At 37.3% G+C, this 15,559-nt stretch carries 16 protein-coding genes; 9 read left to right on the forward strand and 7 right to left on the reverse strand.

The annotated features are described in order from the left end of the window. Positions 1 to 13: 13 nt before the first annotated feature. From ASU03_RS15250 to ASU03_RS15265, 4 genes are read left to right on the forward strand one after another with little or no spacing between them, the layout of a single operon-like run. The gene (locus tag ASU03_RS15250; protein ID WP_057832636.1) at positions 14 to 2,065 is read left to right on the forward strand and encodes a penicillin-binding protein activator; all 2,052 of its coding nucleotides are present in this window, start codon (positions 14 to 16) and stop codon (positions 2,063 to 2,065) included. Then, entirely contained in the window at positions 2,052 to 2,441 is a 390-nt protein-coding gene (locus ASU03_RS15255; RefSeq protein ID WP_057832637.1) for a YraN family protein, read from the forward strand. The genes ASU03_RS15250 and ASU03_RS15255 overlap by 14 nt, the downstream gene beginning before the upstream one ends. A gap of 54 nt (positions 2,442 to 2,495) precedes the next feature. Continuing rightward, a complete protein-coding gene (locus ASU03_RS15260) occupies positions 2,496 to 3,086 on the forward strand; it encodes a phosphoheptose isomerase (protein ID WP_057832638.1) in 591 nt (196 codons plus the stop codon). After that, on the forward strand, positions 3,087 to 3,695 hold the full coding sequence (locus ASU03_RS15265; RefSeq protein WP_057832639.1) for a BON domain-containing protein: 609 nt from the start codon (positions 3,087 to 3,089) through the stop codon (positions 3,693 to 3,695). It begins immediately after the preceding gene. A gap of 83 nt (positions 3,696 to 3,778) precedes the next feature. Here ASU03_RS15265 and ASU03_RS15270 read toward each other — a convergent pair whose 3' ends face one another. The 7 genes from ASU03_RS15270 to rplM all read right to left on the reverse strand — a co-directional run bounded on the left by ASU03_RS15270 (position 3,779) and on the right by rplM (position 8,899). Beyond that, a complete protein-coding gene (locus ASU03_RS15270) occupies positions 3,779 to 4,258 on the reverse strand; it encodes a ClpXP protease specificity-enhancing factor (RefSeq protein WP_057832640.1) in 480 nt (159 codons plus the stop codon). Next, on the reverse strand, positions 4,258 to 4,899 hold the full coding sequence (gene sspA, locus ASU03_RS15275; protein ID WP_057832641.1) for a stringent starvation protein SspA: 642 nt from the start codon (positions 4,897 to 4,899) through the stop codon (positions 4,258 to 4,260). Before sspA ends, ASU03_RS15270 begins: the two co-directional genes overlap by 1 nt. A 92-nt stretch (positions 4,900 to 4,991) precedes the next feature. After that, entirely contained in the window at positions 4,992 to 5,714 is a 723-nt protein-coding gene (locus tag ASU03_RS15280; RefSeq protein WP_057832642.1) for a cytochrome c1, read from the reverse strand. Then, on the reverse strand, positions 5,714 to 6,991 hold the full coding sequence (locus ASU03_RS15285) for a cytochrome b (protein ID WP_197411262.1): 1,278 nt from the start codon (positions 6,989 to 6,991) through the stop codon (positions 5,714 to 5,716). Before ASU03_RS15285 ends, ASU03_RS15280 begins: the two co-directional genes overlap by 1 nt. Continuing rightward, complete coding sequence (gene petA, locus ASU03_RS15290; protein WP_057832643.1) at positions 6,991 to 7,593, reverse strand: ubiquinol-cytochrome c reductase iron-sulfur subunit; 603 nt, start codon at positions 7,591 to 7,593, stop codon at positions 6,991 to 6,993. The genes ASU03_RS15285 and petA overlap by 1 nt, the downstream gene beginning before the upstream one ends. A 481-nt stretch (positions 7,594 to 8,074) precedes the next feature. Continuing rightward, positions 8,075 to 8,467 carry a 30S ribosomal protein S9 gene (gene rpsI, locus ASU03_RS15295; protein ID WP_057182467.1) on the reverse strand — a complete coding sequence of 131 codons (393 nt, stop codon included), beginning with the start codon at positions 8,465 to 8,467 and terminating at the stop codon, positions 8,075 to 8,077. A gap of 3 nt (positions 8,468 to 8,470) precedes the next feature. Continuing rightward, the gene (gene rplM, locus ASU03_RS15300) at positions 8,471 to 8,899 is read right to left on the reverse strand and encodes a 50S ribosomal protein L13 (RefSeq protein WP_057832644.1); all 429 of its coding nucleotides are present in this window, start codon (positions 8,897 to 8,899) and stop codon (positions 8,471 to 8,473) included. A gap of 709 nt (positions 8,900 to 9,608) precedes the next feature. On the opposite strand from rplM, the gene ASU03_RS21835 reads away from it, so the two are divergent. The 5 genes from ASU03_RS21835 (at position 9,609) to ASU03_RS15330 (ending at position 15,406) form a co-directional block, all read left to right on the forward strand. After that, complete coding sequence (locus ASU03_RS21835; protein WP_057832645.1) at positions 9,609 to 10,082, forward strand: pilin; 474 nt, start codon at positions 9,609 to 9,611, stop codon at positions 10,080 to 10,082. A gap of 829 nt (positions 10,083 to 10,911) precedes the next feature. Further along, positions 10,912 to 12,831 carry a hypothetical protein gene (locus tag ASU03_RS15315; RefSeq protein WP_057832647.1) on the forward strand — a complete coding sequence of 640 codons (1,920 nt, stop codon included), beginning with the start codon at positions 10,912 to 10,914 and terminating at the stop codon, positions 12,829 to 12,831. Positions 12,832 to 12,981: 150 nt separating this feature from the next. Then, positions 12,982 to 13,851: a glycosyltransferase family 2 protein gene (locus tag ASU03_RS15320; RefSeq protein WP_057832648.1), complete on the forward strand. Its 870-nt coding sequence runs from the start codon at positions 12,982 to 12,984 to the stop codon at positions 13,849 to 13,851. Next, positions 13,852 to 14,742 carry a lysylphosphatidylglycerol synthase domain-containing protein gene (locus ASU03_RS15325; protein WP_057832649.1) on the forward strand — a complete coding sequence of 297 codons (891 nt, stop codon included), beginning with the start codon at positions 13,852 to 13,854 and terminating at the stop codon, positions 14,740 to 14,742. It begins immediately after the preceding gene. Beyond that, on the forward strand, positions 14,735 to 15,406 hold the full coding sequence (locus tag ASU03_RS15330; protein WP_057832650.1) for a class I SAM-dependent methyltransferase: 672 nt from the start codon (positions 14,735 to 14,737) through the stop codon (positions 15,404 to 15,406). The genes ASU03_RS15325 and ASU03_RS15330 overlap by 8 nt, the downstream gene beginning before the upstream one ends. The last annotated feature ends 153 nt before the right edge of the window (positions 15,407 to 15,559 follow it).

A 15,559-nucleotide genomic window follows, 5' to 3' on the forward strand; every position in this document is an offset into this window, starting at 1 on the left:
AGATTATTTTTCAATGTACTTTCGATCATTTAAAACTCGAATTTTACCGGTTTTATTACTGAGCTTATTAACAAGCTGTAGCACTCAGCAAACATCTAAGCCAACCACAGCTAGTCAAACGACTACTGAGCTTGAAGAAATCGCCATAGACTCCGCGACATTATCGGCTGAACAACACGTTGCCCTAGCCAAAACTTTAACAAGTGATACCGCGGTCATTGAGTTAATCACAGCGACAAAATTATTTTTTCAACAACAAAATTATGCTAAAGCGCTCTGGCTTGCCGATAAAACTCTGCCGCTAATCGATGCACAAGTCGCTAACACTATTCAAGCTAGGGTACAATTGCTGTTAATTAAAATCAGTAGTTTACAACACCTTGGCTATTATTCAGCAAGCCATATACAACTCGAACAACTCGAACAATACACCCTTGATAATGAGATAACCCTTACCGCAACATACTACCGATTATTAAGTAGCGCACTGCAAGCAAAGCAGCAAGCTATTGCCGCGTTGAATGCGCAATTATATGCTTTTTCTTTAACCCAACCCTCGGTACAAAGTAAACAACAAATCGAAGATATTTGGCATAACTTAATACGCTTATCTCAATGGCAACTTAGTTTACTTGCTTTGGATAAAGCCCCTGATAGTAAAGGCTGGTTGCGCTTAACCGTTTTGGCTAATAAATATGGCGGTGAACAAGGACAAATGCAATATCACCTAGCGATGTGGCAAAAAAAATTCAAACGCCATCCGGCTAACGTCATAGCAAAACAGCTTACTGAGCAAAGTATCATAGAAAAAAATATTGAAAACATTGCCGTAATACTACCCCTAACGGGAAAACAGCATGCTGCTGGCTTAGCTATCCAACAAGGTATACTGGCCAGTTTTGCTAATGATAAGACTAGAAAACTGCACTTTTTAGACTCTAATACGGTTAATTGGTATGGTTTAAGCAATGAACTTTCCACCTTGAAGATTGACTATGTTATTGGCCCATTACTTAAAGCCAATGTAGACCAGTATATTAGTCACACCAGCGCCCTAGCACAGTCAAAAAGTGATTATATGCTTAATGCTAACTTGGGCTTGTTTGACCTTAATCATAACGATAAAAATAGCCAAGAGCTTTTGCGTACGGCAACTAGCGTCCTAGACCAGCCATTTGATAATATCAGCGCCATTGATAGTGACTCAGCGATAGCAAGTTACCTACAAGATGGCTCTAATAGCAAAGCTATTTCGACCTTATTGCTAAATATCCCGGCAAATGCCTCACTCACTAAGCTCCATACTGTACTTTCTATGCGCCCAGAAGATGAAGCCAAGCAAGCAGCCGCAACATTGAGCCGTCAAAACTACCAGCATCCTATCGTATTAAGCCAAAAAAGCATTGTCAGTAAACGCATTGCTCAAGCCTTTGTTAAACAATGGCAACGCATTACCGGTAACACCATAGCAGTGGTCTATTACAATACTGGCGCACAAATGCAAGCAAATATTAAAGCCAGTTTATCGGTAGATAAGAGTAAAACCCGCATCAATAAACTTAAAAGTCGTCTTAATCAAAGCATAAGAACACAAACAAGAAACCGTCGTGATATTGATATGATCTATCTGGTTGGCACTCCAGAGCAAACACGATTAGTGAAGCCTTACATTGAAGTTAACATTAGCCCCTTTGCTAAAATAATTCCGGTTTTTGCTAGCTCTCGTAGCCATAGCACCCGCAGCGATTACAGTAGTAATAGTGATTTACAAGGGTTAACCTTTACCGAAATCCCCTGGTTACTAACCAGTGCGCAAAATACCGAATTAGCGACACTTAGTCAGCAGTTATGGCCCAAGCGCAGTGATGGCTTATCACGACTTTTCGCTATGGGTTATGATAGCTATCAACTTATCAGTAAAATCCCTTTAATGCAGCAAGCACCTTATCTGCAACATTGGGGGCAAACAGGTACGTTAAAACTTAATAAAAATAATATTTTAACGCGCAGCTTACTCTGGGGCAGCTATAAAAATAACAAGGTAGTATCTATTGTTATGGAATAAACGCGCGACCCGTCAAAATGATACGGGTACGGATAAAGGCAAGGTTAGCGAACAGTTTGCAGAACAATTTTTAGTCAAGCAAGGTTTAAGCCTTATTGATAAAAACTACCACTGCCGTCAAGGAGAAGTTGATCTGATCATGCTTGATGGCGATACTTATGTGTTTATTGAAGTAAAGTATCGTAAAAGTAAAGCGTTTGGCGGTGCTCTGGCGGCCATTCCTTTGAGCAAGCAGCAGAAAGTTAAACATTGCGTAACATTTTATCTGCATCAAGCGGGTTTAAATGAATATAATACTCCCTGTCGCATTGATGTCGTGGCGCTCGAAGGAGATATAAGTCATCCTCAGGTAACTTGGATAAAAAATGCCTTTTAACCTTTTTTTCAATTTAACAAAATTAACAAAATATAGTTCCGGAGTCAGTTTTTCATGCTAGAACAAATAAAGAACAATTTTACCGAAAGCATACAAACACAAATTGCTGCTAGCGAACTATTAGCGTCAGCTATCGAGCAGGCGGGTATGATGATGGTGCAATGTTTATTAGGTGGCAATAAAATTATTTCTTGTGGCAATGGCGGCTCAGCCGGTCATGCCCAACATTTTTGTGCGCAATTGCTAAATAAATATGAAACAGAGCGCCCTAGCCTTCCCGCTATTTCCCTTAGCAGTGATATTTCTACCATTACCTCTATCGCTAATGATTACCAATATGATGAAGTTTTTTCAAAACAAATTAGAGCACTGGGCCACAATGGCGATGTATTATTAGCTATATCCACCAGTGGTAACTCTCGTAACGTGGTGAAAGCCATTGAGAGTGCAGTATCTCGTGATATATCGATAATAGCCCTAACGGGGTGTGATGGTGGTGATATTGCCGGTTTACTGGGTGACGGCGATGTAGAAATACGTGTACCTTCGGCAAGAACATCAAGAATTCAGGAAGTACACTTAATTGTGATACACAGTTTATGCGAAATTATTGATAGTACCTTGTTTCCTCAGAGTGACTCTTAGATGCTAACTTTAGCAAGCCGATCATCGGTACTTTCTCATGGAAGAACGGCGCGAATTGCTGGCTTATTCATGCTAATTTCCGTACTACAAGGTTGCGCTGTCGCTACTGTGGTCGCAGTTACCGCAGGCGTAACTATGGTCGCCGACAGGCGCAGTTTTAGCAAACAAATAGAGGATCAACGAATTGAGTTTATTGCCCATAATGAGTTAAATAAACAAAAAGCATTGACTAAAAACACTAATTTACACGTGGTTAGTCTCAATGGCACGGTTTTAGTCGTAGGACAAGCGCCTAACAGCTACCTTAGAGATCTTGCTATTAAAACCATACAAGACGTGCCTAACATCGTTACCATACACAACCAGATACGAATTAGCGCTACTACCGCCATAACCACGCAAAGCAATGATATTTGGCTAACCTCTAAAGTAAAGTCTGCCCTATTTGCCAATAGTGAAATCAATGCCAAGGATGTTAAGGTGGTGACCGAAAATTCTGAAGTATTCCTGCTAGGCTTAGTAACGCGAGAAGAAGCAAATATTGCCGTTGAGATCACTCGTAATATTAACGGTGTCAGTCGGGTATTTAAGGTCTTTGAATATATCTAACGACTAAGTGATAACATTATTTTAAAACAAAAAAACCAGTAAATATCGACGATAATTACTGGTTTTGTCTATAGAAATAAAGCTTATTTAATAATTTTCAGGCTAGCTTTACTTTTACCCTTAGGCTTGTTCGACTTATCTATCTTACTACCTGTTGAAGCAACACTCTTTAAATTAGACTTCTGTTTTTCAGGGACTTGTTCAACTATCACTTCTTCACCCTCTGCAGAATGTTCGATAGGCAATGAAGTTCCCGCTCCGTTTTCTTTAGCATATATTGCACCTATAGCACCGTAAGGTACGGTAATGTGCTCTAATATGCCGCCAAAACGGGCACTAAACTCAATACTTTTATCACCCAATGAAATGGTACCAACCGCTGAACTGGCAATATTTAACACTATTTGTCCATCAGCTACATAACTCATCGGTACTAATACGCCATATACATTAACGTCTACCATGATGTATGGCGTTAGATCATTATCTGAAATCCACTCATAGAAAGCCTTAATTAAATAAGGCTTATTAGAGCTCATTGAGCTAGGTGTTGCGTCATCCATTAGGCTGGGTGACCAAAGCGTAATTCACGCTCAGCTTCTGTCAATGAAGCTTGAAATGATTCACGTTCAAAGACACGTAACATATAGGTTTTAAGTTCTTTTGAACCTTCGCCAGATAATTCAATACCAAATACCGGTAAACGCCATAATAATGGTGCTAAATAGCAATCAACCAAGCTGTATTCTTCACTCATAAAGTATGGCGCTTCATTTAAAATTGGCGCGATACTTAACAAGCTTTCTTTTAATTCTTGACGTGCTTTAGCAGCTTCCGCGGTAGTGCCTGACATGATGATTTTAGCAAGACTATACCAATCTTGCTCAATGCGATGCATCATTAAACGGCTACGACCACGTGAAACTGGGTAAACTGGCATTAAAGGTGGGTGAGGAAAACGCTCATCTAAATACTCAACAATGATTTTAGCTTCATATAGCGCTAATTCACGATCAATTAAGGTTGGCACAGTACCGTATGGATTTAAGTCCAATAAGTCTTCTGGCAAATTAGCTAAATCAACTAAGTTAATGTCAACACCAACACCTTTTTCTGCTAAAACAATGCGCGTCTGATGACTGTACATATCATCGGCATGAGAGAACAACGTCATCACAGAGCGTTTATTTGCTGCTACGGCCATAGAGCCTCCTAAATTCATTTACTTTAAAAACTAACAAAGGGGAATTCGATATTTAACTATCAAATCCCCCTACAAATTTACAGTACTAGTACCTAGTGTACGTCTTTCCAATACTCTCTCTTAAGGAAATAAGTAAGAATAAAGAAGAAGAATAAGAAAGCTAATACCCAATAACCAATCGCTTTACGCTCAAGTTTATTTGGCTCACCCACATATTCTAAGAAGTTTGTTAAGTCACGTACTACAACATCATACTCTTCTGCCGTTAACGTACCGCCCATTGCTGGAGATAGCTGACCATGTTCATCAATAGTGCTAACACCTTGCAAGTTTTGCAATACGTGTGGCATACCAACATCTTTAAATACGGTGTTATTTACGCCAAACGGACGATTTTCATCTATATAGAATGAACGTAAGTAAGTATAGATCCAATCTGGGCTACGAAAACGTGCTTCTAAAGTTAAATCTGGTGGCGCACTACCAAACCAACTCGCTGCCTCTTTTTTCGGCATAGCGTTGAGAATATGGCCACCCACTTTATCACTTGAATACATATAGTTAGCAATACCGTCAGCTTCTTCTATGCCTAAATCGTTAAAAGTACGATTGTAACGTTGGTACTGTAACTGATGACAACCTAGACAATAGTTAACATAGGTTTTAAAGCCTTTTTTCAAAGACTCTTTATCAGATAAATCATTATTCGCTTTATCTAAATGAATACTTGGCCCTGAGGCAACAGCTGAGAACGGCACGAGTGCCGATACGCTGCAAAGTATGCCGAAAGTAGCGGCGATAATTAATTTTTTCATTAGTCTGCAATCCTCTCAGGTACTGGCTTAGTATTTTCATTTTTGCTGTAGAACCATAAAGCAACGAAGAAACCAAAGTAACCAAAACTAGCAATAGCACCAATCAAGTTAGCCATTGGTGTCGCAGGCATAGTACCTAAAGCACCAAGCACCACAAAACAAATTGAAAATTGAATTAAATTAAATAAATGCAGTTTCGAACGATAACGCACAGACTTAACTGTACCACGGTCAAACCAAGGCAATAAGAACAACACGATAATAGCGGAGAACATACCAATAGCACCTAACATTGCATTAGGAATAACACGTAAGATGGTATAGAAGGGACCAAAGTACCATACAGGTGCAATATGCTCAGGCGTTTTCAAACCATCTGCTGGCGTGAAGTTTGGCGCTTCCATAAAGTAACCACCACCCTCTGGGGCAAAGAACATTACCCAACAAAATAAGAATAAGAAGCCAACAACATACATAATATCTTTAACAGTGTAATAAGGATGGAAAGGTACCGCATCAACAATATCGTATTTATCGCTATATTGCTTATGGAAAGTAAATTTACTCAACTCTTCTGGTTTCATACTGCCTTTAGGTTTCTTAATATCGGTACCTTCTGGGTTGTTAGAACCCACTTCATGTAAGGCTAGGATATGTAAAAACACCAAGATAACTAGCACTAACGGTAAAGCAATAACATGCAAGGCGAAGAAACGGTTTAAGGTAGCACCGGATATGACATAATCACCACGAATCCACAGTGTTAAATCATCACCAATAATTGGCACTAAGCCAAAGATAGAGATAATAACTTGTGCACCCCAATAAGACATGTTGCCCCAAGGTAATAAGTAGCCCATGAAAGCTTCCGCCATCAACACTAAGAAGATCAACATACCGAAGATCCACAGTAATTCACGTGGCTTTTGATACGACCCATACATTAGGCCACGCATCATGTGCATATAAATAACAATGAAGAACGCTGACGCACCAGTAGAATGCATATAACGTAGTAACCAACCGAAGTCGACATCACGCATAATATATTCAATTGATGCAAAAGCACCCTCGGCAGATGGCACGTAGTTCATCGTTAACCAAATACCGGTAAAAATTTGGTTCACTAGTATTAACATGGCTAATGAGCCAAAAATGTACCAAAAGTTAAAGTTTTTAGGTGCTGGATATTGTGCTATATGCTTATTCCATGCATCGGTTACGGGTAAACGTTTATCTATCCAGCCCATAAAATCGGTAAATACTTTCATTAACATTATGCGGCTCCCTTATTTACATCTGGGCCTACACCAATTAATAAGGTGTCGTCACTAATAAATGAATGCTCAGGAACCACTAAGTTTAATGGTGCCGGAACGCCTTGAAAAACACGACCAGCCATATCAAATTTACTACCATGACAAGGACAGTAGAAACCGTTTGGTACACCTTCTACAAATTCAGCGAAATCACCACCGTGATGAGTTGGCGCACAACCTAAATGAGTACAAACACCTAAAGCAACGAGAAACTCAGGTTTAATTGAGCGATAAGCGTTAGTTGCATACGCAGGTTGCTGAGCTTTTTCAGAATTAGGATCACGTAACTGGTCATCATGTTTAGCTAAATCATTCACGGTCTTTTCCGTTCTACGTACAACATAAACGGGTTTACCTCGCCATTCGGCGCGGATTAATTGACCAGGCTGTATTTTACCTACATTCACTTCAACTGGAGCACCCGCCGCTTTCGCGCGAGCACTTGGATTCCAGGAAGCAATAAAAGGCACAGCAGCTCCAACCACACCAACACCACCAACAACAGCAGTAGCCGCTGTTAGGAAGCGTCTGCGGCCGTTATTCACAGGCTCATTGCTCATTCATACTCTCCAACTAAGACTCTAACAAAACAAATATTTTTATACCAAACTAAGCGTTATATTGATTATACGCCATATGCGCGGCAGCTGTTTTTGTTAGCTCAAATTCATACCAAGCGGTATATCGACAAAAATTTTCCTGATGATAAAGAAATAGTGTGTTTTTTACAAGGTAAAAAGGGGCTTAGGTACTGTAAAAGCAGAAATAATTTGAAATACTTTAAAATAGAATAAATAAAGCATATTTCAGTTAGGGGAATTGTAATTTATCACTGAAATGAAGGCAAAGTGTAGACATAAAAAAACCGACACTAGGTCGGCTTTTTGAAGCCAGATATACATTTTGCATATGTGGCTCATATTTTCTAAATGATCTGCATTGAGGCAAGGCGTTGAATTAAGAGTCCCTAAATTTAGATTAACTAAATGACTGGGACGAATAATGATAACAACGCAGCATAAATACTGAGCATAACGAAAATTAACGTTTTGAGAATTGTGGCTTCTTACGTGCTTTATGAAGACCAACTTTCTTACGTTCAACTTTACGCGCATCACGAGTAACAAAACCAGCTTGGCGTAAAGCGCCACGCAATGTTTCATCAAATACCATTAATGCACGAGTAATGCCGTGACGAATTGCGCCAGCTTGACCAGAACTACCACCACCAGTTACAGTAATGTTAAAGTCAAACTTTTCTACCATTTCAACTAACACTAATGGTTGACGAACAACCATTACAGCCGTTTCACGAGGAAAGTATTCCGCGATATCACGTTTATTAATTGTGATAGTGCCGTTACCAGCTTTCATGAACACACGAGCAGTTGAGCTCTTGCGACGACCAGTACCGTAATATTGATTATCAGCCATTGCTTAAAGCTCCAAAAGTTGTGGTTGTTGTGCAGTATGTGCATGCTCAGGGCCGGCATATACTTTTAATTTGCGGAACATTTCACGACCTAAAGGACCTTTAGGTAACATGCCTTTAACAGCAAATTCAATAACGCGTGTTGGTGCTTTTTCAATTAGCTTTTCAAAGCTAATTTGCTTAAGACCACCAGGGAACTCAGTATGCGAGTAGTAAATTTTACCTTTCGCTTTGTTACCTGTTACACGTACTTTTTCAGCATTGATAACAACGATATAATCGCCAGTATCTACGTGAGGAGTATATTCTACTTTATGCTTACCGCGTAAACGGCTAGCAATTTCGGTAGCGATACGACCTAAAGTTTTATCTTCGGCGTCCACTAAGAACCATTCGCGTTGTACGCTTGCTGGTTTAGCTACAAAAGTTTTCATTAAAAACCCAATCTTATAAATGTTACTTAAATAACAATAAAAGCAATAAGCTAATATTGTCCGTTAAATGGACTACGCCATTGCCCCTTCGAGCATCGAGCCCAGCGCCACTGTTTATGGATACTATTCACCTAAAAGTAAATCAAACCACAAAACAATAGGCATTTGTAACGCAGGGAGCGCGGATTATACAGAAGAAAATAGTAAAGATCACCTATATTAGCCATTGTTTTTAAATAAGGGCTAATATTTTTAACAGGTATAGCTAGGTTGCGCTATTAATGACTTTAATGAATGATAAATAGTCATCAAAACGACGTAAGTGTATAAAAGGCTGGATAAGTTACATCTTGTAATGTCTTGTAATGGTCTGAATATTTTTATTATTGTATATTTTATATGCTAACGGTAATTTGGTTTCTTACCGCTATTAGATATCAAAGGTAAGTCATCCTTTTAAGACAAACAGATTTTAAATTGATTACCACTTTGATCAGTTGACTTGAAGCTGATTATCCCTTGGCGAAATTTTCGTTAATAGGTTACTAGCCTAAGGTAAAAGTTAACCTTTAGTTAATAATGGGTTACAAAATAATCGATTAATGGTTAACCAGTAAAAAAAACAAAAAAAATCGTAACAAAGTTTTACATTTAAGACATTTTGTCGCAGTATGAGGTTTGCCCCCGTAAAAACAAATGGAATATAATTATGAAAGCTATTAAAAACTTAAACACATTTAATAAAGTACAAAAAGGTTTTACCCTGATTGAATTAATGATCGTTGTCGCGATTATCGGTATTTTAGCAGCAGTTGCTTTGCCTGCTTATCAGACTTATACCAAAAAAGCTCAGTTCGTTGAAATTATCCTTGCCGCCACTATTTACAAAAATGCGGCAGAAATTGCCTCACAAACAAAAACAAAAATTGTTTCTGGTACAGCCACGGCGTTAGTTGTAGGTGATTTAGATGCCGCTAATTATGGTATTCCAAAAGCAAATGATGCTGGCGCTATTTCTGGTACTCATGTTAAAGAAGCTACTATTGCAGACGGCGTGATTACCATTAAGGGCGAAGCTACGGTAGATAGTGCAACGTATACACTTACTGCCACAGTAAGTTCTACTACTAATGCCATCACTTGGGTAGCGGGCGGAACTTGTTTAACGCTAGGATTATGTTAAGCACTTAATTATCACTATCGGCATTGGCTACTTAGTGAGGGTTTAATACATTAAAGCTCCTTCGGGAGCTTTTTATTTACTTTATTTAACACTCAATTTATCAACATTAATATACTATTTAGCACATTAATGATGACTGCCAGAGTGTGGTTTTATTCTCTGTCAATACAAAGTATTTTTTACATAGTTGCTCGTCTATTGTCTGTACGCTTTACCCTTGCAGTTGATACAAGCTATTTATTGAAAACCGCATCCGCTTACAAATATTTTCTTCACAATAGTGACTTTTCTGTTGTTGGATTCTCTACATCATTGATTTATTATCAAATAATTTTTTGGCTGGCAATGTCTCTATTAACTTCATTACACTATATTTATTACAGATAGATGAGCTATTAGTTAGCTGAACAACCCTATACCGCGTTAATATTTTCGGTGGCATTACTTGCACTTTGATTGTTTTGTTGGCTTATTTACCGGCTATCGTTTGCTAATATACTAAAAAATATAATCCTATTATTTTGGGCAGATGAAGCCATCAGTAATTTAGCACTAATCCATACTCCGGCTAGCTTCACCTCATTAGCCAGTTTAAACAAAACAAAAAATGACCAAAATAATGCTAGTATAAGTTTTAAACAGAATATGCAGGCTAATAGTGCCAATAAGATTGAGGGAAATATTGTTCAGGGACTAAAGTCACAGCTAATAGAACATTTTCAACTTTAAGATTAATGATTCATAAAAATAACGTTAACCGATAATCGACAATGCTTCCTTAGTCACTTGCAGTCAAATGCTGCACTTAAAATATAAGTATAATAATCCGATGAAAAAAAAGTATTACCACCACGCACTATTACTGCTTCTTGTTGTTTTTGTCATTATTATTTACCTGCCTGGTATCAATGGCGCGTTATACTACGATGATATACGTCCGCTTAGCGCCCTAAGCCAGGTTGCTAATTTAAACTCAGCCTTAGTTTATATTTTTTCAGAAACGTCTGGCCCGCTTGGACGCCCAATTTCCATGTTTACCTTTTTGTTTAATAGCGCAGATTGGCCAGTGGCAGAGTCAACAGGCGATATCAGTGCTTTTTTGCGTGTTAATATTGTATTACACGCGATAAACGGAATATTAATCTTCGGCTTAAGCTATTTCCTTGCCCTATTGTACCAAGGTAAAAAGAGTAGTAATTATTGGCTAGCGTTGGCAACAGCCGCATTTTGGTTAGTATTGCCAATGCATGTATCCACCTCACTCCTTGCAATACAACGCATGACAGGTCTATCAGCTTTTTTTGTTTTTTCCGGGTTATTGCTGTATTTATATGGTTTGCATAAGCAAAATATAAATAGTAAGACCAAAAATAATGATGGCTTAAGCTTACAAGTTACCGCATTATTGCTCTTTACTTTACTCGCCATGTTCAGCAAAGAAAATGGCATACTTTTACCGGTATTTGTCTTGGTATTAGAGTTGACTCTGCTCAACAAAATTAAAGGTATTAATTATCGACGAAAGTTACGTGTATCTGCCTGTGCACTCGGTTTACTGATAATATTAATTTATTTGGCCTACCTTAGTTTAAATCATAACGATATTTTTCAGGGACGTAATTTTACCCTGCTAGAGCGCTTAATCACACAGCCAAAAATATTGCTCGATTATCTTGTATTAGCCTTTATCCCAAATATTACCGCGTTCAACCCTTATCATGATAATTACCCTCACATTAAACATTTACTTGATTCAAATATAGCAATATTCGCCAGTATATTATTGATAACAACACTTATCAGTGCAATTACCTTACGCCGTAGATACCCTTTATTTTCTTTCGCTGCGTTATGGTTTATATCTGCTCACTTACTAGAATCAAGTGTAGTGAATCTTGAGTTGTATTTTGAACATCGTAATTATATTGCGCTATTTGGTCCTTGCTTGGCAATGGTATTTGTATTCACAAAAATACCAACACACTATAAAAAACTCAGCGTAGTATTCTTTTCAATATATTGGATATATTTAGTTTTCAATTTAAGCATGACAACACAACTATGGGGTGACCCTTTTAATGCCTCACGCGCTTGGTTTATAGAGCAACAAGGGTCTCAAAGAGCAGCAGCTGACCTTGCATATAAATACTTCAACCGACAAGAGCCAGAGCAAGCTTGGCTAATAATGGAGCAGCAAGTACAAAGCTGTTCCGATTGCATTAACTCTCGCGCCCAGGCGATGTTATTTTCCTGTTTTGCCAGAAAGCATGAACGCACCACCGTACATTACCAAAAGTTGTTCACGCTCGCTCATACTGCGAGAAAAGCTAACGGTGTTGCACCCGTGTTGGCCCAAGTACATAAGTTAATTGGTGATAAAGTATGCACTTCGCTGACACTATCAGATCTTAAACAACTGAATAGTGAACTACTCCACCTACCCGATACCGCTTACAATAAAAGATCACCCTATCTACAAAATTTGTACAGCATTGCGTTAACAGAAAGAAACAGTAAAGAAGCTATTCGATTATTATATTTAGCATGGAATGATCAACAAGACCGACTCATAGCCAATGAGCTTGTTGCTATGTTATTAGCTGCAAATAGGTATGACGAAGCCAAGGACTTTGTTAACAATGAAATATGCAAAATATTGCCATTAAATCCAATATTGGCCAATATAGAGTTGCAGCAGTGTCTGGTATTATTTGAACGGGTGACTGCTACATTAAAGAGTAACTTATAACTTTAATAAACTATAAATTTTGACAAGAAATAAATTACTTTCTGTTATATTACTTACTAAGTGACACATATTCACTTGTACTAATATTATTTTTTATATTTAAGATCTAACCCACAATGCCATATGTAACAAACGTCAAAAGAAATAAAAATGAATACTAAACTATCAATTGTTATCCCTGCAAAAAATGAGCAGGTATCTATTAACGCTCTTATAACCAAACTTATTCACTTGCCTTTTGACTATGGCGTTGAAGTAATTGTTGTTAACGATGGTTCAACTGATAAGACAGCACAAGTAGCACAAGAAGCCGGTGCAAAAGTGATCACTCACCCATATAGTAAAGGCAATGGTGCAGCAATAAAGACAGGTGCAAGAGCTGCAAAAGGAGATGTTATTATCTTTATGGATGCCGATGGCCAGCATAACCCTGACGATATTCCACGTTTATTAGCTAAACTTGAGCAAGGTTATGATTTGGTGGTCGGCGCCAGAAAAAAAGGCTCACAAGCAAGTATCGGGCGCAGTTTAGCGAACAAGTTTTATAACAAATTTGCCAGTTACATGACAGGCCATAAAATTGAGGATTTAACCTCTGGTTTTAGGGCAGTAAAAGCAAATAAATTTCGTCAGTTCTTATCTTTATTACCCAATGGCTTTTCTTACCCAACGACTTCTACTATGGCCTTTTTCCGTGCTGGTTATTCGGTAGCTTATGAGCCAATTCATGCCGCACAGCGCGTTGATGACAGTAATAGTCATATTCATATAGTAAAAGACGGTATACGTTTTTTATTGATCATATTTAAAGTGGGTACATTATATTCGCCGCTTAAACTATTTTTACCTATTTCTGCCGCGGTATTTATGATTGGCTTATGCTATTACGCTTATACATTGGTAACCATGGGTCGTTTCACAAATATGAGCGCATTAATGTTTACCACTTCTTTAATAATATTTATGGTGGGCTTAGTTTCTGAACAGATTACAGCACTTATGTATAAACAGGAAGAGTAAGTGAAATCAGTCCTAATAAAATATTTAACGGCTTTAAGTATTATAGGAATATTAGGGCTATGCTTTTACTACGCGTCTTCATTTTATATGGCTATAGTTAAGGAACCATTAATTTTTAGCTTATTAGTTCTAGTTAACTTGGTTCATTTTTATATTCAATCTTCATTATTTTTACTGCTACTTAACACCAAGATGGAAGCATCGAATAGAGACTGCATTGGAATTTGGGGATGTTCTACAATACTTAGTTACCTTGCTCCCTTTCAATCGGGCTTAATGATAAGAGGAGTGTTTTTTCATTCTGTCGGCATTAAAACAAAGGATATTTTCACCGCTAGTTTTTTGCAGCTGTTCATTAATATTACTATTGGTTGTCTTATTATTTTAATAATACAATATGATAAAATTCAAATTGAATATATTTTAATTTTCGTGCTATTTTCTGTGGTTACTTTAAAGCTCCTTTTAAAGCTAAACTTTATAAAAGAAAAACTAAATACTTTTAGCTATCACAACATAAAGTATCGATTAAAAAAAATATTGAATCAAAGAGCCACCTTAATTAAAATAATTTCTTTTTCTTTAGCATTCCATTTAATACCTGGTTTTTCAACTTATCTTGGATTTCAATTAATCGGAGAGGTTGCATCGTTTAAAGATGCTATCTTAATATCATCAATGTCTTCTGTTGCCAGTGTTTTTTCTATTTTACCCAACAATATAGGCATACAAGAAGCAATTATCAGTGGTTATACACTTAATAATCTTGGTTCGAGTGAGTTAGGGATAAAGCTATCACTATTATTAAGAATTACTCAGTTAACTGCGGGCGTTATAGCAAGTATAATGTCTTTAAATTTTATTATTTCGTTGTACAAAAAACATGTTTAATAAAGAATATTATAAAAATTACTCTAGCATTTTTAATTCATCGAAATTAAGAAAAAAATTTAGCCCTCAAATAAAATATTTAAAAAAAACAATAATTACCCTGCCGGATAATGCACTCAGTTTAGATGTCGGTTGTGGTGTAGGTTCACTGTTGTCACTTCAAGAAAATCTAAGACCAGATTTAAAAACTGTTGGTTTGGATATTGGAGAACCACCCTATCAGCTTTTTAAAGGCAGTTTAATAAAAGCTGACTGTATTAATATCCCTTTGCGTGAAAATTCATTTGATTTAATATCGGCATGTCATTTAATTGAACACTTACAAAAGCCCTCTGAGTTAATCACTGAACTGGTTAGGGTAACGAAAAAAGGAGGGGTGATATATTTTGAGGCTCCGTCTCAAAACTCAACAAATAGTTTACTGCCTTTCTCTTTTTGGGACGACCCGTCCCATATAAGACCATACTCTCCTTTGTCATTAAAAAATTTAGCCGAAATGCATGGTTTGACAGTTGTAAAATTTGGTATCAAAAGGTCTTTTCTATCCGTAATGATGCTATTACCTGTTTTATTTATAAATATGTTTATAAAAAACAAAATTAATACGAATGTTTATTGGTCATATGTTTTTGGTGCAAATAGTTACTGTATCTGTCGTAAATAACAGTAATATTCATCTACTACATCAAAAGTTTTAGGTAATATCCAAACTATGAAAATATATTCCGCTTTAAATATGATCTTTGATTATTTACCTTCAACCTTAAAAAGTTAATTACTAAAGCAAAGCGAAAATAGATAAATTCAACAATAAAAA

Source organism: Colwellia sp. TT2012 (assembly GCF_001440345.1).
GTDB lineage: Bacteria > Pseudomonadota > Gammaproteobacteria > Enterobacterales > Alteromonadaceae > Colwellia.